General features: G+C 39.3%; 15 protein-coding genes. 10 read left to right on the top strand and 5 right to left on the bottom strand.

Annotated elements, in window-relative coordinates; translation table 11 throughout:
- Positions 1-53 precede the first annotated feature (53 nt).
- The 3 genes from Q7J63_RS11790 to Q7J63_RS11780 all read left to right on the top strand — a co-directional run bounded on the left by Q7J63_RS11790 (position 54) and on the right by Q7J63_RS11780 (position 4,925).
- Entirely contained in the window at positions 54-701 is a 648-nt protein-coding gene (locus Q7J63_RS11790; RefSeq protein ID WP_304886338.1) for a sulfate ABC transporter permease, read from the top strand.
- 277 nt (positions 702-978) lie between these two features.
- On the top strand, positions 979-3,021 hold the full coding sequence (locus tag Q7J63_RS11785) for a M3 family metallopeptidase (protein WP_304886336.1): 2,043 nt from the start codon (positions 979-981) through the stop codon (positions 3,019-3,021).
- A 59-nt stretch (positions 3,022-3,080) separates the two neighbouring features.
- On the top strand, positions 3,081-4,925 hold the full coding sequence (locus Q7J63_RS11780) for a DUF4153 domain-containing protein (RefSeq protein ID WP_304886334.1): 1,845 nt from the start codon (positions 3,081-3,083) through the stop codon (positions 4,923-4,925).
- Positions 4,926-5,317: 392 nt separating this feature from the next.
- Here Q7J63_RS11780 and Q7J63_RS11775 read toward each other — a convergent pair whose 3' ends face one another.
- Complete coding sequence (locus tag Q7J63_RS11775; RefSeq protein ID WP_304886332.1) at positions 5,318-6,307, bottom strand: cation diffusion facilitator family transporter; 990 nt, start codon at positions 6,305-6,307, stop codon at positions 5,318-5,320.
- Between the two features lie 166 nt (positions 6,308-6,473).
- Between Q7J63_RS11775 and Q7J63_RS11770 the strand changes: the two genes are divergently transcribed.
- A complete protein-coding gene (locus tag Q7J63_RS11770; RefSeq protein ID WP_304886330.1) occupies positions 6,474-7,559 on the top strand; it encodes an AI-2E family transporter in 1,086 nt (361 codons plus the stop codon).
- Positions 7,540-8,481 (top strand): tetratricopeptide repeat protein, encoded by a 942-nt coding sequence (locus tag Q7J63_RS11765; RefSeq protein WP_304886328.1) that lies wholly within the window; start codon positions 7,540-7,542, stop codon positions 8,479-8,481. The genes Q7J63_RS11770 and Q7J63_RS11765 overlap by 20 nt, the downstream gene beginning before the upstream one ends.
- Here Q7J63_RS11765 and Q7J63_RS11760 read toward each other — a convergent pair.
- The 4 genes from Q7J63_RS11760 to Q7J63_RS11745 all read right to left on the bottom strand — a co-directional run bounded on the left by Q7J63_RS11760 (position 8,469) and on the right by Q7J63_RS11745 (position 17,028).
- Entirely contained in the window at positions 8,469-11,399 is a 2,931-nt protein-coding gene (locus Q7J63_RS11760) for a PAS domain S-box protein (protein ID WP_304886326.1), read from the bottom strand. The genes Q7J63_RS11765 and Q7J63_RS11760 overlap by 13 nt on opposite strands.
- A 167-nt stretch (positions 11,400-11,566) precedes the next feature.
- Positions 11,567-12,802: a porin gene (locus Q7J63_RS11755; protein ID WP_304886324.1), complete on the bottom strand. Its 1,236-nt coding sequence runs from the start codon at positions 12,800-12,802 to the stop codon at positions 11,567-11,569.
- A gap of 94 nt (positions 12,803-12,896) precedes the next feature.
- Positions 12,897-15,158 carry an aconitate hydratase gene (locus Q7J63_RS11750; RefSeq protein ID WP_019597235.1) on the bottom strand — a complete coding sequence of 754 codons (2,262 nt, stop codon included), beginning with the start codon at positions 15,156-15,158 and terminating at the stop codon, positions 12,897-12,899.
- Between the two features lie 856 nt (positions 15,159-16,014).
- Positions 16,015-17,028 carry an acyl-CoA reductase gene (locus tag Q7J63_RS11745; RefSeq protein ID WP_304886321.1) on the bottom strand — a complete coding sequence of 338 codons (1,014 nt, stop codon included), beginning with the start codon at positions 17,026-17,028 and terminating at the stop codon, positions 16,015-16,017.
- 144 nt (positions 17,029-17,172) lie between these two features.
- Here Q7J63_RS11745 and Q7J63_RS11740 point away from each other — a divergent pair, with 144 nt between their 5' ends.
- From Q7J63_RS11740 to cas6, 5 genes are all read left to right on the top strand, one after another.
- The gene (locus tag Q7J63_RS11740; RefSeq protein WP_019597239.1) at positions 17,173-17,520 is read left to right on the top strand and encodes a 4Fe-4S binding protein; all 348 of its coding nucleotides are present in this window, start codon (positions 17,173-17,175) and stop codon (positions 17,518-17,520) included.
- Positions 17,521-17,692: 172 nt separating this feature from the next.
- Positions 17,693-18,022: a DUF3276 family protein gene (locus Q7J63_RS11735; RefSeq protein ID WP_019597240.1), complete on the top strand. Its 330-nt coding sequence runs from the start codon at positions 17,693-17,695 to the stop codon at positions 18,020-18,022.
- A gap of 125 nt (positions 18,023-18,147) precedes the next feature.
- Entirely contained in the window at positions 18,148-19,230 is a 1,083-nt protein-coding gene (locus Q7J63_RS11730; protein WP_019597241.1) for an AI-2E family transporter, read from the top strand.
- A gap of 14 nt (positions 19,231-19,244) precedes the next feature.
- Positions 19,245-20,342, top strand: a complete 1,098-nt coding sequence (gene ychF, locus Q7J63_RS11725; protein ID WP_019597242.1) for a redox-regulated ATPase YchF — start codon at positions 19,245-19,247, stop codon at positions 20,340-20,342.
- A gap of 104 nt (positions 20,343-20,446) precedes the next feature.
- On the top strand, positions 20,447-21,316 hold the full coding sequence (gene cas6 / locus Q7J63_RS11720) for a CRISPR-associated endoribonuclease Cas6 (protein ID WP_026333555.1): 870 nt from the start codon (positions 20,447-20,449) through the stop codon (positions 21,314-21,316).
- The last annotated feature ends 9 nt before the right edge of the window (positions 21,317-21,325 follow it).

Below are 21,325 nucleotides of genomic sequence, written 5' to 3'. Positions count from 1 at the left end.
ATTAGATGGTATTCCAAACAAAAAATTAAATTTGACAACATTTAATTTCTCAAATGGTCAAAGTAAGATCCCAAATTGGTCAACGCATCGAAGAGTCAATAAATTTCGATAAGCGCATTTTTTTTGTTTTACTGTTGCTCCTATTCTATGCAATCCGATTTCTGACCAATGACGTCCTCGTTAAATCCATTCCCGGATACGAACAATTGCAGGAAGATGGTTCGCTTTCCATTTTCTTTATCTTCAATGCCTTGAATTATTTATGGACACCTTTTGCCCTTCTCTGGAAATTTACCGTTATCGCATTTATCATTTGGATAGGGGCATTTTCTTGGGGTTATAAAGTGTCCTTCAAAAAACTTTGGCAATTTGTGATGGTCGCGGAGATCGTCTTCATTTTTCCGGAATTGATCAAATTGCTTTTTATCATGACGACTTCGGGTCAATTAACTCCAGATGAAATAAAAGGTTATGCACCCTTATCACTTTATTCTTGGATCAATCCTCAGGAAGTCGCAACAAAATTCCATTATCCCCTCCGAACCCTGAATCTTTTTGAAATCCTATATTGGATGCTGTTGATCTTGGGTTTTCACAGCATCAGCAATAGAAGCCTCAAAATTTCCACTTTGGTGGTTTTGAGCAGCTATGGATTTGGTTTGCTTATTTGGTTGGTTTTTTATGTAATGTCATACAGATAAAGCATTCGCAGAGCACCCAATGGCTGAATACACCATTGGATGCTCTGCCAGTATAGCCAGAGTTTCGTTTTCATTTCCAATTGCAATTTTCCATCCGCTGCTTTTCTTGAGGAATATTCCAGTCGGGTTTTCCCTTGACATAAAATTTAATTTTTGATACAAAAATCCATTTTGAAAACAGGGGATTATCGGCAGGGGATTTCATACCGCTTAAAAAGATTGCTTAACTTTGAACGTCCACTTTTCGTAAGTTTTCCAATATTAAAACACAATCCATATGAATCCACTTTTGAGTAATTTCGATACTCCATTTGATACCTCTCCTTTCCATCTTATCCAGACAGACCATTTTCTTCCCGCCATCCAGGAAGCGATAAAATTAGCCAAAATAGAGATTGAGGAAATCAAGAAGGTAGCCACACCAGATTTCAAAAACACAATAGCGGCTTTGGACAATGCTGGGGAAAAACTAAATATCGTTTCCTCCATTTTTTTCAACCTAAACAGCGCCGAAACCAACGATAAAATCCAGGCATTGGCAAGGGAAATCTCCCCACTTTTGACTGCCCACGGCAATGATATCCTTCTTGACGAAAATCTTTTCGACTTGGTCCAAAAAGTACATCAACAAAAAGACCAGCTCCAGCTTACGGAGGAAGAAAAAACACTCCTGGACAAGACCTACAAATCCTTTGTCAGAAACGGGGCAAATCTGAATGGCGACCAAAAACTTCGCCTAAGGGAAATCGACCGGGATTTATCCCAGCTGAGCCTGAAATTTGGCGAAAATGTCCTTGCAGAAACCAATAAATACGAATTGGTTTTGGAGAATGAAAAAGATTTGGACGGACTTCCTGAGGCCGTAAAGGAAGCCGCCGCACAAACGGCAGAGGAAAAAGGAAAAGCCGGCAAATGGGTTTTCACTTTGGCTTATCCGAGCTATGTCCCCTTTTTGACATATGCTGATAGCCGAGATTTGAGGAAAGAACTTTTCATCGCTTTCAATACCAAAGCATGCAAAGGGGATGAACTGGACAACAAGGAGCACATTCTTGATATGCTCAAATTGAAAAACGAAAGAGCAGTTCTCCTGGGGTATGCTAGTTTTTCTGATTTTGTATTGGAAGAAAGAATGGCCAAAAGTGGTCCCGAAGTCATGGAATTTTTGCACAATCTTTTGGAAAAAGCAAAGCCCAAAGCACAGGAGGAAGTAGCCGAATTGGAAGCTTTCGCAAAATCATTGGAAGACATCGACATTCTCCAGAAATGGGATTTTGGGTATTATTCCGAAAAACTCAAAAAACAGAAATTTGAAGTGGACGATGAATTGCTAAGACCTTATTTCAAGTTGGAAAATGTCATCGAAGGTGTGTTCAGTACAGCCAGCAAGCTTTATGGCATTCAGTTTTTGGTCAATAAGGAAATCCCGGTTTATCACCCCGAAGTCACGGCATATGAAGTGAAAGACTTGAAAGGGAAGCACTTGGCAGTGTTTTATGCGGATTTTTTCCCTAGAGCAGGAAAAAGAAATGGTGCTTGGATGACCAGTTTCAGAGGTCAGAAAATCAAGGATGGAGTGGACCAAAGACCGCACATCTCCATTGTTTGTAATTTTACCAAACCTACCAAAACCAAGCCTTCACTGCTCACTTTCAATGAAGTCACTACCCTATTCCATGAGTTTGGACATGCGCTTCACGGAATGCTCGCCAAAGGGAATTATGAATCCCTATCAGGAACGAGTGTGTTCTGGGATTTTGTGGAGCTACCTTCCCAGATATTTGAAAACTGGTGTTATGAAAAAGAGTGTTTGGACATGTTTGCCCAACATTATCAAACCGGGGAAACCATACCGGCTTCCTTGATTGAAAAAATCAAAAACGCGTCGAATTTCCATCAGGGTTATCAGACGCTCAGACAAATTAGCTTCAGTCTATTGGACATGGCTTTCCACAGCGTGGATCCAGGATTTATCAGCGACATAAAAGAATTTGAGCAAGAAGCGATGAAAGAAACCAACTTGCTTCCAGATGTCGAAGGCACCTTGATGAGCACTTCTTTTTCCCATATCTTTCAAGGGGGTTATGCGGCGGGATACTATAGCTACAAATGGGCTGAGGTTTTGGATGCGGATGCATTTGAATTGTTCCAAGAAAAAGGGATTTTCGATCCGGAAACAGCAGAGTCTTTCATGACCAACATTCTTTCTGCAGGTGGCACAGAGCATCCGTCTATCCTATTCGAAAGATTTAGAGGCCGTGCGCCAAAACCAGATGCCTTGTTGAAAAGAGCTGGACTTGTCTCCACGAAAGACCAATGAGGTTTCCTTCTTTAGAATTCATTTTACAATCAGCCAAAACGGCCGCAAAAAGATTCCCTTTGAGTCTTTTTGTGGCCGTTTTGGCTACTGGCTTGGCAATTTCTCTTGTCCATGAAAAGAATGATTGGGTGAATTTGACCCGATTGAATTTGATGCTCACGGCAGCATTGGGAATTCCTCTCTATTTTTCCGTTGGTGTTTTATCAGAGAAAAAAATCTTGAAAGGCTTCCAAAAACCTCTTGGTTATTTGGTTGCCACCCTTGTTTTAATATTGATTTTTTTGAATTTCCCTGTCAGGGATGCTCCTGAAAATACGCATGCCCCGTATATCCGATACATTGTCTATTTTTTGGCGATTCATTTGGTGGTCGCATTTTCCCCCTACCTGGCCAACAAGGATTTGAATGCATTTTGGAATTACAACAAGGTGCTTTTTATTCGTTTGGTTACAGGGGCGTTTTACTCCTTTGTCTTGTTTTTGGGTCTAACTTTGGCTTTGGGGGCAGTTCATCTATTGTTTAAATTGGATATCACACCAGAATTTTACCTTAGGCTGTTCTTGGTGGTAGTGGGAATATTCAATACCTGGTTTTTCTTGTCTGGTATCCCAGAAGATTTTTCAAAGTCCGAATCTGAATCGAATTTCCCAAGAGAACTAAAGGTGTTTTCGCAGTACCTTCTTTTGCCTTTGCTGTCTGTTTACCTGGTGATTTTGTATGCCTATGGCGCAAAGATCATTTTGACATGGGATTGGCCAAGTGGAATTGTCACCTACATGATCATTGCAGTGTCGATTTTGGGAGTTTTCACCAATCTGCTGCTCTTTCCCTTTCAAAATTCTGAAAACAATCTTTGGATGAAGAAATTTTTTAAGGTGTATTATTTTCTATTGGTCCCCTTAATTGTTTTGCTTTTTGTGGCGGTAGGGATCCGAGTTGGCCAATATGGGATAACCGTGAACCGATACATCATCATTTTGTTGGGGATTTGGCTTTCCTTGATTTCATTCTATTTTATTTTGGGTTTCAAAAATTTAAAAACCATTCCCATTTCGCTCAGTCTCTTCATGCTCATTGGGTCCTTTGGTCCTTGGGGGATGTTTGCCATCAGTGAAAAAAGCCAGCTGAACCGATTAAAAACAATGTTGGAAGGTTCCGGAATTTTAATGGGAGGAAAAATCCAAAATGAAGTCATTTGGGACATGGATACCAAAGGGAATCTCCAAGGGGAAAAACTTGGGAATATTCAGAAAATAAAACCCAAAGATTTGGGAGAGCTTTCTTCGATTTTGAAATATTTGGGAGATTTTCATGGATTCGGAAAACTGAAAAGCTGGTTTGACCAAGATTTGAGCCAGCTCATTTCCCAAGCCTCCGCAAACAAGGAACCATGGGAAAAACCCGATCCGGCAACTCTCTATATGGAAACCATGGGCCTTAGACTTGATTTTGGCCCGTTGGAAGGAGAGAATGGCTTACTACCTATTGTTTTGATGGCCAAATCTCAAAATCAAACGGAAATATCAGGATTTGATTATTTGATCCATTATACCTGGTTTGCTGCCGAGCCTAAAGAAGCCTTGGAAACGGAGTTGGGCAAAAACCGCTTAGGTGTCAACTTTCCGTCAGACATTGATGAGAAATTGGTAGTGATTTGGAACGACAAAACTTTGACATTTGATATCAAACCCTGGATATTGGATTTAATTGCCCAAAGAAACCTTGATGCGAAATTTGATTTTGAGCAGGAAGCTTTGACTTTGGAAAAGGAATTTGAAGGCTTAAAAGTCAGATTCCTGTTTTCGACTATTCACCTGAATCAACAAGAGGAGAAGACTCGGGTGGAATTTGTAGATGTGAAATTATTGATTGGGACAATGTCTATAGCCAATTCTGAAAAATAACCGAAATGACTTGGCTTCGATAATCTTCCTTTCACATATCAAGCGATGAACACGATGCCAATAAAAAAAGGTATGTATAAACATACCCCTTTTCTATAATTTCTAATCCATTTGAAAAGCATTTCCTGTTTGAAAACAGACCTTAAAACCTGGGCTTTGTTAGATTATAATTAAGAATCCAACAAGAACCAACCACACTACTGACGAAACTGCCAACAGCAATCGAAATTGTTTGTCCTCGTTCATAGCTATTTTTTTGTATAATATACAAACTATTTTGCAGACAATCGAGGAACAATGTTTTTTTTTGAAAAAAAATACATCAAAAAAAGCAATATGCGATAGGCCTAAGCGTTCTGTAGAGTTTGAATTATCCCAAAAAACAATAGGCATTATACGGAATCATGATAATGTTTTTGATTCTTGGACATATTGGCTACCGTCCATTCAATCTTGACCGTAATCGGTGCTTTTCTTACCGGACAAGCCGTAAGTTGGCAATATTGACAACAGTTTTCAGGGATGCATGGATCAGCATGGATAAATACCTCCATCATTCCCGGCCAATCTTCTTCCAATACTTTTTCCACGCCCTGTACCTCATCGTGCACTTGATTCAAATCAAGGTAATAAGGAAGAGTCAAATGGAGATCGATGTGTCGATCGCTTCCATACTGTTGCACCCGCAAATTGTGGATGTCGATCCAATTTGGCTTTCTGGTCTTGTTGAGAAGCCCTACAATGGCCTCGACAGAACTGGGATCCGCTTCATCCATCAAACCACCCACAGATCTTCTCACCAATGCATATCCTGAATAGATAATGTACAAGGAAAACAATATGGAAATGACAGAATCCAAATAATACAGACTTGTAAAATAGATGATTGCCACACCCAAGATCAATACCAAACTGGTAATGGCGTCTGTCATCAAGTGCTTGCCGCTGGCCTCAATTGTTAAGCTTTTTAGTTCAACCCCTTTTTTCTGAAGAACAAACCCAAGCATTCCGTTGATAAGCCCTGAAATGCCAATTAAGGCAATCCCTATCGGCAATTGGTCAAGTTCCTGGGGGTCAAAGAAATTATTGATCGCTTGAAAAATGATGAAAATTCCAGCAAGAATGATCAAAGTACCCTCTACCCCTGCACTAAAGAATTCGATTTTCCCATGACCATAGGGGTGATTGTCATCCTTGGGTCGTGAACTTAAATAAATACTGTACGATGCAAAACCCGCAGCCACCACATTTACGATACTCTCCAGGGCATCAGTAAGGATTGCTGTAGAATTGGTAAGGGAATAAGAATAGAATTTGACAAAGAGCAACACAAAACTCACCAAAAATGCTACTACAATCCATTTTGACTTTTCCTTTTCCACGATCTAAACACTTTTTTTGAATCGGTCAAAATTAGCGCTAATTTTACCAAAATATAATTATTGGCCTTAATGTTGTCATCAAATTTGAATTGACCTGATTCTATAATAATACAATCACCCTCATTTATTTCATCACATACTTCCAAAATCTTTTTAAAAAAACAACATGAATCCGCCCAAATTCAAAATCCCCTCCTATCTGAAAGCATTGGCGATCCTAACTTTGATCATCATCATTGTGTTTATATTGATTATTGGAAGAAGCATTTTAATCCCTCTTTTCTTAGCTGGATTTATTGCAGTATTGCTCACCCCCGTCACGGAATGGCTGGAAAGCAAAAAATTCTCAAGGATTATCAGCACTTTTTTCGCTTTGTTTTCAAGTTTATTATTGATCGTAGGATTTATTGCTTTCGTCGTTACTCAAGTCGCCAGTTTTACAAAGGACTTGAAAGATGTCGGAGGGAAACTAAATTCCAACCTGAGGGATGTAGATGATTTTTTGAAGAGCAATTTCAAACTGGAAACAGGTATCGGCAATGGCATCGACCAGGAGTATATCATCGATATGCTGCAATCCAATAGTTCCAGTATTTCAGAATTTGTGTTGGGGACTTTAGGATCTCTTGCTGGCGTCGTTTTACTCCCTGTTTTTATCTTTTTCTTCTTGCTGTATCGGGATCACTTGACAAAATTCATCGTAAAGATATATGCCGAAAATGACCAAGAAAATATAAGAAAAGAAATCAAGAATTTGCGCAGACTGGTCCAAAACTACATTATAGGAATGGTGAAAGTAATGGCCATATTGGCAGTTATGAATACTGCGGTCCTTCTCGGGCTGGGTATTAAACACGCCATTTTCTTTGCCGTATTTGCTGCAGTACTCAACATAATCCCCTATTTAGGGCCGTTTTTAGGGGCTATTCTTCCAACTTTATATGCATTTTTGACGATGGACAGTTTATTCTATCCCATTGGTGTAGTGGTAGCCTTTCAGATTATCCAATTGATCGAAAGCAATTTCCTCACGCCAAAAATCGTTGGTAGCAATGTCAACTTAAATGCCTTTATTACTTTCATTGGCTTATTGATTGGAGCCTCGATATGGGGAGTAATTGGGATGATCTTGATAATCCCCACATTGGCAGTTCTCAGAAAAATATTTGAATTAAGCGAATCCTCGAAACCTTATGCTTTCCTGCTTGGAGAAGAAATTGATGATGAAAAAGATGATTTGGAAAAACTATAATTTCACGGTCGTAATCGTTTTACTCCTGATTTTACTTTCGGGATGTGATAGTGCCAATGACAAAAAAGGCAGATTCCTGTTGAAAGGAAATGAAAAATTGAAAGAAAATGACCTTCAGGGAGCCATAGAATTCTACGGTGAAGCACTCAAGATCGATGGGGAGTTTGCCGATGCTTTTTATAACCGAGGGATTGTTTACCAAAAGCTCAATCGCCTGGATGAGGCGATCATGGATTACGCAGAAGTCCTTCGGATCAATCCCGATAATGCTGCCGCTTTGTTTCAAAAGGGCCTTGCCTCAATGGATAACGGTGAATATTACAAAGCTTTGGATGATGCCAACCAACTCATCCGTCTGGATTCCGAAAATTGGAAAAGTTATTTCCTTTTGGGACTTGTCCACGAGCGGATGAAAAAATATCCAGAAGCATTGGATGCTTTCGAGAAAGGACTCAAAATCGATAGTGAAAACACAGAGCTCTTGGTAAACAAGGCCACCATCCTATTCTACCAAAAGGAGTATTTGGAAGCAAGCAAGCAGTTGGAAAAAGCAGGGAAATTAAACCCGGAGGAGGCTAATATTTATAACCTTCGATCCATGATCGCCTTCGAGGAAAAGGAGTACACAAAAGCCTTGGAATGGGTTGAAATAGCAATCCAAAAAAACGACAGAGAAGCTTATTTTTACAACAACCGGGGTCTGTATTTTCTGTTTTTGGGAAAGCTGGACCAGGGCCTTCAGGATATAAATTTAAGCCTCAAACAAAATCCAAAAAACATTTATGCCCTAAGAAACAAAGGGATTTATTACTACCTCAATGGTGAAAAAGATCAATCCCTAAGGTATCTTGGAGAAGTTTTCCAAAAAGATCCAGATTTGGAAATGGTCCAAGAATACTATCAAAAGGCTCAGGAAATGTAATTTAAATCCAAAACCAAATCTTTTATTTTTTTCAGAAGTTCTTCTGCATCTATCGGTTTAGAAACAAAACTATCAAATTGGCTTTTTTGTATCTTTTCCAAGATTTCTGCTTTGGAAGCCGCAGTAAGCGCAATCACTGGAACCGAGGAAATGTTTTTTATCAATGCTGTTGCCTCTATCCCATCCATTATGGGCATTTGAATGTCCATCAATACACAATCATATTTCCCATTTCTGACCATGGCCACAGCGGCTTCACCATTCGAAACTCTATCAAATTCAAATCCCCATTTCTTGATGATTTTGCCCAAAACCAAAGCATTCACATCATTGTCCTCTGCAACAAGGATTTTTGGCTTATTTGTGGATTCAATGGAAATCTCCTTTGGCTGCTGCGGGAGTACTTTGGCCTTTTCCAATTCCAAGTCAAAGAAGAAGGAAGACCCAAAACCGGGTACTGATTCCAAATTGATTTTGCTTCCCATTCTATCCAATAGCTTTTTTGTAATGGAAAGTCCTAAGCCAGTTCCTCCATATTTCTTATTGAAAGAATACTGAATTTGATCAAAATCCTCAAAAATCCTATCTTGATATTCTTTTGCAATGCCAACCCCATTGTCCTTCACCTCAAAATACACATTTATCCTATCAGAAAGGTCACTCTTGAGTTTCATGAACACTTCAACCTGACCATTTTTCGTGAACTTCAAGGCATTGGTAATCAAATTATTGAGCACCTGAGCAATTCTAACCTTATCCCCCATCACCATCAAATCAAGGTCTGGGTCTAAATACAAGTTCAATTTATTAAAGCTTTCTTTCGCATGGAATCCCAAGCCTTTGATGACTTGTCTTGCCACCTCTGACAGGTTTATCGATTTGTTCTCAAGGGATAGTTTTCCAGCCTCGATCTTTTGAAAATCCAAGAGATCGTTTATCATAATGATGAGATTATCTGCTGCAAAGCTGATTGTATTGATTATTTCCCCCTGAGCAAAACTATGTTCCTCTTGGGCAAGAGAATAAACCGAACCAGAGATCGCATTCAAAGGCGTCCTCAAATCATGACTGATCATAGAAAGAAATTCGGATTTTACCCTATTGGCTTCATCGGCTGATTCCCGTGCTTTTTTCAGATCAGCTTCAAAATCCTTTTGTTCGGAAATATCGGTCAGGTAGCCATACCAAACCACATCCCCATTAGGCAGCAATTCGGGTCTTGCTCCCCCCATTACCCATTTGAAATCACCAATACCGGATTTTTTGACCCTAAACTGACACGACCATGGGCATATTTTTCTGGCAGAAATAACTGAGGTACTGAGGACCTGACTGATATCTTCAGGATGGATCTTCGAAATCACCATACTGATGTCCCCGATTTTAGAAAATTCCTCTTCTGTCAAATCGAGGAGGGTCATGATGCCGGGGCTCAGATAGGAAAAATTCATTTTGCCTTCATTGTCCAACACAAATTGATAAAGGGCTCCAGGGACTTGATCCGCTAGATGCAATAAAAAATCGGAGGATTGTCTTAAGGTTTTCTCCAAGGATACCCTTTCTGAAATATCCCGGAAAAAGGAAATGATATAACTTACGGCTTGGATTTGAATAAGATTGCAATTCACCTCCACTGTGCATTTAGATCCATCAACATGCCCGAGTTCACTTTGAAAAATCCTGGAATTGCTTTCTTTCAAATCCAATAGATAATCCTCCCAAACTTCGCCATCCAAGAAGCCAATAGCCAAATCCCTGATATCGGATTTCTTTGTTTTGGGATCAGCAAGGCCCGACTTCCTAAGAATTTCTCGGTTGGCAAAAATAATTTCGCCCGCTATGTCCATCACCAAAATCCCATCCGGCGAAAGGTTATAAAGTTCTTTAAACAATCCGATTTCGTCCAAATGGGACTTTCTCTCAGAAATATCGCAAAAGGTCCCAAGTGCAGTGGACACTTGATTATCCTTAAATCTTGGCTTTCCCGTTACCCTAACCCATTTTTCATTTCCCTTTTCGGTTTTTATCTTAAGCTCAAGGTCAAATTCCTTGGCTTCGGTAAACAAATCATCCAAGGATTTTTGCATTACCGGTTGAAATGAAGGAAGGAAAAAACCTATGTATTGTTCAATGCCAGATACTTTTGCCTCTTCTATTTCAAGAATGGAATACAATAAATCGTTCCCATAAAACGCCTGTTCCTTCGGGTCCCATTCCCAAACACCCAATCCATTTATTTCTACCCCATGACGAAGCAATTCATTTTGCCTTTCACGCTCAATCTTTTTGTTTTGACTTTCGGTAATATCTCTTCCAATGGCATAGAACTTGCCTTCCATAAAATGAATCTGCCAGTCGATCCAAAAGAAATCCCCTGATTTGGCGCAAAATCTTGCTGAAAATCGATTTTTTTCTTTCTCTTTTTTCGCCCCAATTAATATTTCTTTGACCATCCCAAGATCATCCGGATGGAAAAATTGACAAAGATCTACATTGATTAGCTCCTCCGGAGAATATCCCAAAAGTTCATAAATGGAATCGCTCACCCAAGTGAGAAAATTTTCCTGCCCGATCCCAATGAGATCAATGCTGTTTTTAAAAAACACTTCTGAATCCTTATAATCAGGCAGATGCTTTCCCTTTACTTCCTTGCCTTTGTAAAACAAAAAGTAATTTGAGCCATTGTCTTGGGGCAACTCTAAATGAAAGGAATATGCTCTGCCGTGAAAATCGATGATCAACTCCTCCTTGAAAATATAAGAATTGATATCCAATCCCAGCCCCACAAGGCTTTTATCTTCCAAGAATTGTCCTACCTGTTGTTCAAAAACCGAATTGGTATAAAAAATATTATAGGGAAAAGTATCATCCGCCAAAAAAACCATCTCTGAAGATTCAAAGATTATTTTCTTAAACATACTGTTTATACCTATTTCCTTCATCGGAATAATCTGAGAAATTAAAGCGGGTGCGGAAATCAACTAATTGGGTGATAGATCAGTTCCGATAAACAAACATACAATTAAATGTTTTTTATACCAAATAAAATGTTTTTAAAATTGTTAAAAATGTTTTTCATTTCAATTCAAATACCAAACTCAACTTGAAACATACCTGTCCACGTATTGCCTGCGCGGTCAAGATCAGTCAAACCTTCCAGCCATCTGTAGCCGATATTCGCCTGCATTTTTATCCTATGCCCATTTATATACCTGGTATAACCAAGCAAGGATTCATCGATCCGGTTTTGGAACTGGGAAATCTGTGAGTTGGGAATCACATATGCATACCTCAATGCCAATTCGGATTTCTTGTTGATCATTTTACTCACTTGGGTATTGACGCCTCCACCCACCACCACGAATCGGACATCTCCAAGGGCATTGGTCGTGATGGGGTCGGGTGATGTACGATTCATGTACTCCGACAATACAGCCCAACCTTGGTACTTAAAAACCCCATCAATAATTAAGCTGTTCATATCCTTAAACTCATAAAGTTCCTGACCAAGTTGGCCACCCGTTCTATTTGCTTTGTTATTTCTGGAAAAAGTAAGCCCAAGGGACAACTTCGGGTCGGTTTCGAACGCAATGTCTCCTTCTGAGTAATCTCCATTGTTCTTGAAATTTCCAAAAGGCAAGATTTCCAACCTACCCGTGTAAGCCAATCCATCATTTATCTTGGAGGCATTTCTGCCATCTCCAGTGGATATTGCACCTTTGAGCTGCAAAATGGATTCATTGGGGAAATTGAATGTGTAATAGCCAAAAAAGCCAAAGTCCCTGTCCAGCGTAAACAACCCGTTGACAACAGACCGATCCGCAAATTGAAGATTTCCTGAACTGTTGACACGTTGCCTATTGCCAGGCAGTTTCGATTGACCAAAACCCACATAAAAATTTTTATTGAAAGTATAGTAGATAATTGCATCCCTGATCGGCTGGGCAATGTCCCCACTTTCCAAGTCAAGATCTGCCTTCGAAAATGCAAGTTGAATGTAATACTGAACTCTCGGGCTCAATACAAAACCATCTAATCGGAGCCGAAGCCTCCTCACACGCATCTCATATTCATTGACATTGAGCAAATCTCCACTGACCGTATTGAATCCAGCCCTGTTCTGCATTCTAAATCTCAAATTCAAGAGAAAAAGTGAATCTTTGGAGATACTGATTCCTTCCTCGACATTTATTAGCGCTCTTTCATCCGATTCCACAGTCTGTGCTGCGAGGAAGATTGGCTGAAGGAGGAACAGGAGAAGGAATCCAAAAATGATTTTTAGAACATTTTTGGATCGAACAGCGAAAAAATATGTTTTCATAACTTCTAAAATAGTTTAACAACTAAAATTGACAAAATTAGTGCATAAAAAAGGCTGTGGAAAATTCCACAGCCTTCATTTGAAAATTGGATATTTAGACTTGTTCTTTGCTCAAATTCAATGCAGAACCCGCTTTAAACCATTCAATCTGTCCCTCATTGTAGGTATGGTTGACGATGATTTTATCCATGCTTCCGTCGGAATGAAAGAAATTCATAGATAGTGGTTTTCCTGGCGCAAAAGAATCCAAGCCGACGATGTCGATGGAGTCATCCTCCTTGATCAAATCATAATCGGAAGGATTGGCAAAAGTCAAGGCCAACATTCCTTGCTTTTTCAAATTGGTTTCATGGATTCTTGCAAAGGATTTCACCAAAATCGCGCGAACACCTAGGAACCTAGGCTCCATGGCTGCATGCTCTCTGGAAGAACCTTCACCATAGTTTTCATCACCCACTACAATAGACCCGATGCCGTGTTGTTTGTATTGACGCTGAACAGCAGGAACTTCCCCATATTCACCCGTCAGCTGATTTTTGACCTTATTGGTCTGATCAGTGAAAGCATTCACTGCTCCGATCAACATGTTATTTGAAATATTATCCAAATGGCCTCTAAATCTAAGCCAAGGACCTGCCATGGAGATATGATCGGTGGTACATTTGCCTTTGGCTTTTATCAATAATTTCAATCCTTTTAGGTCGATTCCCTCCCATGGCATGAAAGGTGCCAAAAGTTGCAACCTTTCGGATTTTGGATCTACGATTACCTGAATCTGTGATCCCTCTGTCGCTGGGGCTTGGTATCCTGCATCTCTCACCTCAAACCCAAGGCTTGGCAATTCCAAACCGCTCGGCCCTTCTAGTTTCACCGATTCCCCATCCTCATTGATAAGACTGTCAGTCATAGGATTGAAAGTCAAGTCTCCCGCAATGGCTAAGGCCGTAACGATCTCTGGAGATGCTACAAAAGCATGCGTGTTGGGGTTACCATCCGCCCTTTTTGCGAAATTTCTATTGAATGACGTGATGATGGAATTTTTCTCTTGTTTATCAGCACCATGTCTGGCCCACTGACCGATACAAGGTCCGCAAGCATTGGCGAGGACTACGCCTCCCATTTGTTCAAAAATATCAAGAAATCCATCCCTGTCCACTGTAAACCTGACCAATTCAGAGCCAGGAGTAATGGTATATTCGGATTTTGCAATCAGCTTTTTGTCTACTGCCTGTTTGGCCAATGAAGCCGCACGGGAAATATCTTCGTAGGAAGAGTTGGTACAAGATCCAATCAATCCCACTTCAAGCTTTGCCGGCCAACCATTTTCTCTCACTGCAGCAGCAAATTTAGAAAGTGGCCAAGCCAGATCAGGGGTAAATGGACCATTGATATGAGGCTCCAACTCCGAAAGGTTGATATCGATCACTTGATCAAAATATTTTTCAGGTTGAGCATACACCTCTGGATCGCCCATAAGATGCTCCTTGATTTCATTTGCCAGATCAGCAATTTCGCTTCTCTCAGTCCCTCTTAAATAAGCCTCTGATTTCTCATCATATCCAAAAACTGAAGTAGTTGCACCTATTTCAGCGCCCATGTTGCAAATCGTGCCTTTACCTGTTGCCGAAAGTGATCTTGCTCCTTCGCCAAAATATTCCACAATAGCTCCAGTTCCACCTTTCACTGTAAGGATTCCTGCCACTTTAAGAATTACATCTTTTGCAGAAGTCCAACCAGAAAGCTTTCCTGTCAACCTTACACCTATCAATTTAGGAAATTTCAATTCCCATGGCAAGCCTGCCATTACGTCACAGGCATCAGCTCCACCAACTCCGATGGCTATCATTCCCAATCCACCGGCATTGGGTGTATGGGAGTCCGTACCAATCATCAATCCGCCTGGGAAGGCATAATTTTCCAGAACCACTTGGTGGATAATACCTGCACCTGGTTTCCAGAATCCAATTCCGTATTTGTTGGAAACAGAGGATAAAAAGTCATAAACCTCTCTGTTTTTATCTTTTGCTTTGTCAAGATCGGCAATAGCACCGACTTCTGCCTGGATCAAGTGATCACAATGTACCGTAGAAGGAACGGCAACTTGATCCCTACCCGCTTGCATGAATTGTAAAAGTGCCATCTGCGCGGTAGCATCCTGCATGGCAACCCTATCAGGCCTAAAATCAACGTAAGAAACCCCTCTTTCGTAGGCTTTGGATGCTGCCCCTTCAGAAAGGTGTGAATACAATATTTTTTCAGTCAGCGAAAGCGGTCTTCCAACTGCTTTTCTTGCAGTCTCTATACGAGAAGGGAATTTTGAATAGACTGCTTTGATCATTTCTATATCAAATGCCATTGAAATATTTTGTTTATGTTGAAAATGATAATTTTAATCGTTGACAAAGATAAAAAAATAGCCTAAGAATAGAAGGAAAATCATTTCATTGGTCGATATTTAAACAAAGCCTAAATAGAAGGTTGAAAACTGCCGAAATTACTGATAAATAACAGATAAGCGGTTTTTCAAAATAAAATCAAGCCGGTATCCCAAGAAGAATGGGATAGTTTCTTTTGAAATCGCTTGCTTTATTTTTTAACAAATCTGATATTTTTTGAGCAATCCCACTTGAATGTTTTTCGCCATGGCCAAATGTGAATGAAGTCCAATAATTACCTAGATCCTGTTGTTATCAAGAAGTATCATTTGACATAATTTCTTTGGTTTTCATTTCCATACAGTCCCCAATTTATTTAGCATCTAAAGCGATGGAGAGATCAATCGATTACGGAGCATCATTTGGAGTTTCGCAGATTCTAAAAGAAAATTCCTGAAAATTAAACCCGAATTCTAAGACACCAAAAAAGTAACGTAAAGCATCTAACTTGATTAAGTTAGATGGAAATATGCATTAGGTTTCCTATTAAGCGGTTGAAAATGTAAGAGGATCAGAATATTAGTAGAACAATGCAAAATCGATATCGTGGAGTCAAAAACCACAAACAATTTCTTGATTATCAAGCAATTTTAGACTGAAATAGGGTTGGTAATGTACAACAGGTGTTAAAAAAATCGGCAAAGGTTAAGGGATTCTTTTGGCGTGGGATTGCATCAAAAATGACATAAAAAACTTTTATGGAGTAAAATTTGAAAACGGAAGCCAGTTCTGCTTTGAACTTCCCCCAAACAATGAAGAGGCTTCCTAAAAATTCATTTACAATTTGGATAAAAACTCAACTGTATTCACTCCATCTGCATAGTCTTCCAAAGTGGGACATTGGGATTGCCCGAAAACTAAACTTCCATTGAGCCATCCATTTCTGGTGACAATGCATTGTGTCTTTTCTGAAATTTCCGATAGCCGTTCATCAAGGGAGCCTTGATCTTCATAAGTTTCATAATAAATGACCGAAATGGGTGAAACCAATTCTTTGCTTTCCCTTAAAAGCAAAAATCCATTGTCCAAATGAACGACGCCATTTACCAAGTAAATGGATTTATTGTAATCATAATTATTGTTGTATTTGTGGTGATTGGCAACCGATTTAAGTTCATTGATGGCGTCTAGGAATTTGATTAAATCACCTTGGTCTTTCACAAAAATCTTGGATACATTCCTGCATCCCAATCCAAAATACTGAAAAATATCCTTTGCCAATTCCAAAAAGTCCTCTTTGGTTTCACTCCCATCTAAAACACCGATGGAGGTCCTGTTTTTTCTGATTAAGCTGGGGTATTTCCCAAAATAATAATCAAAATACCTAGCCGAGTTATCACTTCCAGTGGCGATATATGCGTCTTTTGCTTTGAGCATTTCCTCGAAAAGCACCAAATCCTTGAATTCATGCTCAATTTCTATCAATTCTTGGACAAGCCAAGGAATCAAGACTTGATCCGAAGAACTCAGTTTAACACAGGCCCGATGTCCTGTTAACAATACCGCCAACATATCGTGAAAACCAACGCCGGGAATATTGCCTGCCATCAAAATTCCTACCGATTTAGGGTTTGGTGTCTCCGGGAATTCATACGGTGAAAGCCATTTTTCGATCTTGTCTTGGTCCAAAAAAGCCATCAATCCCTGAAGTGCACCTTTGGTTTGCTCCGGAGTAAACCAATTATTGTTGTTTTCAACCTTCCAAGCCAGGGCATTCAGCTCATCTTCCGTCAATTTTTGGATTTTTTTTCCCAAAAGATGAAATGCAGCAATTCTTTCTCCTAATGTCATTTTGATCGGTTTATAGGGCAAAGATATTTGTTTTTAGAGAGAAAAATTCCAGATAAAATGAATATAAATTAATTCGTACAACAACTTTATTTTTTCATTTGTTAAATGGTTATTAATTTTGCAAAATATTAAATAGAATTTACCATGGCAATAATGATAACCGATGAATGCATCAATTGTGGTGCATGCGAACCAGAATGTCCAAATACTGCGATTTATGAAGGCGGTATTCAGTGGACTTGGGGTGGCGGGACAAACCTAAAAGAAGTGACCTTACCAGATGGGACGGTGGTGGATGCGAATGAAAAGCTGCCACCCGTATCGGATGAGTTTTATTATATTGTGACAGAAAAATGTACGGAGTGTACTGGATTTCATGAGGAACCACAGTGTGCGGCAGTATGTCCGGTGGACTGCTGTGTGGATGATCCCGACCATAGAGAAACGGATGAAGAACTTATGGCGAAAAAGGAATTTATGCACGGAGAATAAAAAGTGGGAGTTTCCCACTTTTTATTCTTTTAAAGCTTTGATTTGACTGTTTATTCTAGGTTTCAGTCTCTATATCTAAAAAAAACTAAAATTCCTCTTGAATTTCATTGTTGAATTCATTTAACTTGTCATTCAAATCAGTTTTGAATTCAGACAACAAAAACTTTGGAAAGTGGAAGACAACAGAGGTAATGACAGGGAAGAGATTTTCTCAAAAAGAGTAAAAGCAGGGAAAAGGACATACTTTTTTGATGTAAAGTCCACAAAATCAAATGATTATTACCTTACCATCACGGAAAGCAAAAGGAAACTGAAAGACGATACTTTTGTTTTCGAAAAACACAAAATTTTCCTATACAAGGAGGACTTTGCTAAATTTGTTGGGGCGCTTCAAGAAACTGTTGATCATGTCAAAAATGATTTAATGGCGGATTTTGATTTCGAGCAGTTTGAAAGTGAAACATCCCAAAGCGAGTTTGATGATGAGCTAAAATGGGATTAAAACCCCAAAAAACAACAAACAGGAGAAAGAATCAAAACCTTCGATAGTGTAAAAATTACCGAGGAAACGCGTCAATCAAAAATTAAGGCTTGTATGTTTCTTTCTCTTGTTTCATTTTTGCACTTATGCAGAAGCTGATTATCTACGTTCTCATTTTCATCATTCTATTCTTACTTGTAGGATGGTATTTTTCGAACATAACCCTTTATTTTATTTTTTCTCTGGTCATTGCGGCAGTTTTACGTCCCTTGACCAATAGGATCAATTCAATTCATTTACTTGGAAGACACGTCCCAAGGTGGATAGCGGTTTTGTTCTCCTATGGAGCCATCTTTTTGGTACTGTTTTCCATCGGATTGATGTTCATCCCCCTGATCAGTGCACAAATTAACCTGATTGCCTCTTATGATTTGGATTTCCTTTATGAGCAAATTCAAAATCCCGTAGGTCGGATTGAGGATTTGCTTATCCGGTACGAAATCGTGAAAAGTGAACCTGGTTTTTTGATTACTCAGGTTCGGGAGAATTTAATCACCAATCTAAATATCATCAATCTTCAGGGATTCATCAATTCGGTCCTTAATACAACAAGCTCCTTCCTTATCGCCATTTTGGCAATAGGTTTCATCACCTTTTTTTTGTTGCTGGAAAATGGTTTGCTCAGAAGAAACATCCTCAATTTGATCCCAAATGCTTATTTTGAGATTTCGGTTTCGACATTCAATATAGTTGAGAAACTTTTATCCAATTATCTGGTTGGTTTATTGATTCAGATGACTTCCATTTTTTCTATGGCATCCATCGGATTGACCATTTTGGAAGTGGAGTATGCGCTTACCATAGCGGTTTTTGCGGCAGTAGCCAATTTGATTCCATATGCAGGCCCACTTCTTGGCGCTACCTTTGGCGTACTTGTCGGGCTCTCGACTGCTGAATTTGCAAATCCAAACGAGATTTACTTCTTTTTATTTAAAATATTGTCCGTGTTTTCCGTGGTTCAAATAATGGATAACATCATCCTTCAGCCATTAATTTTCTCTAAATCCGTAAAAGCACATCCACTTGAAATTTTTGTTATTATCTTTGCGGGGGCAAAAATTGCCGGTGTGCTGGGAATGATCTTTGCCATTCCGATATATACCATTTTTAGAGTTTCGTTTTTGGAATTCTACAGAGGTTATAGAGAATACAAAATATTTAAAATATAACATAAAAATCAAAAATGGCTTTACAATGCGGTATCGTTGGACTTCCCAACGTTGGAAAATCTACTTTATTCAATGCTATATCCAGTGCAAAAGCCGAAGCGGCAAATTTCCCTTTTTGTACTATTGAGCCCAATGTCGGGATGGTTACTGTTCCGGACAGAAGATTACAGATCTTGGAAGCACTTGTAAAACCACAAAGGGTTTTGCCAACGGTCATCGAATTTGTCGATATTGCCGGCCTAGTCAAAGGCGCAAGCAAAGGCGAAGGTTTGGGAAATAAATTCTTGGCCAATATCAGGGAAGTTGATGCCATTATCCACGTAATCAGGTGTTTTGATGACGACAATGTAGTGCACGTAGCAGGCGGAGTCGATCCGCTTTTTGACAAAGAAGTCATTGACACAGAATTACAGCTGAAGGATATTGATTCGGTGGATAAAAAAATCCAAAAAACTGAAAAAGTTGCCAAATCCGGAGATGCTAAGGCTAGAAGGGAATTGGAAACCCTTCAGTTGTTCAAGAAAGAACTTACTGAGGGTAAAAATGCAAGATCAATTGACGTAGAAAAAGAGGATCTTGAAGTTCTTAGAGATTTGCATTTATTGACCTTGAAGCCTGTGCTTTATGTCGCCAATGTGGACGAAGCAAGTATTTTAACAGGCAATGCCTTTGTGGATAAGCTTAGGGCAGAAGTTGAAAAAGAAAATGCTTCGGTTATTGTACTTTGTGCTTCCATCGAGGAGCAGATTGCGGAATTTGATGAGCCAGAAGAGAAGGCACTTTTCCTTTCAGAATACGGATTGGATGAAAGTGGATTGAATAAATTGATCACGGCAGCATACTCATTATTGGATTTAATCACCTATTTCACGGCTGGAGTACAGGAAGTACGTGCTTGGACGATTAAAAAAGGCTGGAAAGCACCGCAAGCCGCTGGAGTGATCCACACAGATTTCGAAAGGGGATTCATCAAGGCTGAAGTCATAAAACTTCCTGACTACGAGCAATTTAAAACTGAGGCTGCCTGTAGGGAAAATGGTAAAATTTCCATCGAAGGAAAAGAATACGTGGTTCAAGATGGTGATATCATGCATTTTAGGTTTAATGTATAATATATTCTTAAATTTTTTTTGTACTTTTGCAAGAAGCATTACAGTTTGTAAAACGTTTAATTATCAGTTTTAAATTTTTGTTTAATTTTCTTTTTTAAAAACCCGTGAGAATAAGATTAATATTTTCGTTAAAAAACAAAGGTGCTTATTTACCCTTTCATCACCAGTATATACTGGCGCAATTCCTCAAAGGTCTCATCGTAAAAGGTGGGAGAGAAGAATTTTTCAACTACAATTACTTCAATTTCTCTGGTCTAAAAGGACAGACCAAAGTAAGTCGAAGCGGATTACATTATTACTCAAGTTTAGTCACTTTAGTGCTTTCATCACCCAATGAAGAGTTTATGGACTATCTACTTGAGCAAGTATTTGACACTCCGAAAATTGAGTTAGGCAATCTGATTCTCACTCCTGAGTACACCGAGCAGGAAATTGAACCTACCTTGGAAACATCAAACAAGTTTGTTTGTATTTCTCCATTGGTACTTTTGACTCCATCATTCAATGATGAGTCGGGGAAAAGATTTATCAACCCGGATACAGATGAATTTTCTGATCTGTTGTATGAATCCACCCTTACTCGTATGGAAAGATCAGGTTGGTATAGCCAGGAACAAATGGAATCTTTTTACAAGTTCCAAGTGGTTCCGGATATGAATTATGTAAATAAGCTGAGAGAGCAGCAAAAGAAATTTGCTAGAATCTACTCCGTCTATGACATGGATGTGAAATATGAGGTGAGAGGATATACTTTACCTTTTACCTTGTACGCAGCACCAGAAGTTCAAGATTTCGTGTTCAAATGTGGTTTGGGTGCCTTCACCCACAAGGGCTTCGGTATGCTGGATTTAGCAAACCATGCCACTGTCCAAAGAACGGAAACCTACAAGTTCAAAAGAGAAGGTTTTATTCCTTACAAAGCTCAGGAAAGAACCAGACCCTCTGAATCTGAAGAGAAAACGGAAGAAAATTAACATCCTCAA

It is taken from the genome of Rhodonellum sp. (assembly GCF_030656585.1).
Classification (GTDB): domain Bacteria; phylum Bacteroidota; class Bacteroidia; order Cytophagales; family Cyclobacteriaceae; genus Rhodonellum; species Rhodonellum psychrophilum.
This window is presented reverse-complemented; position numbering and strand designations above follow the sequence as displayed.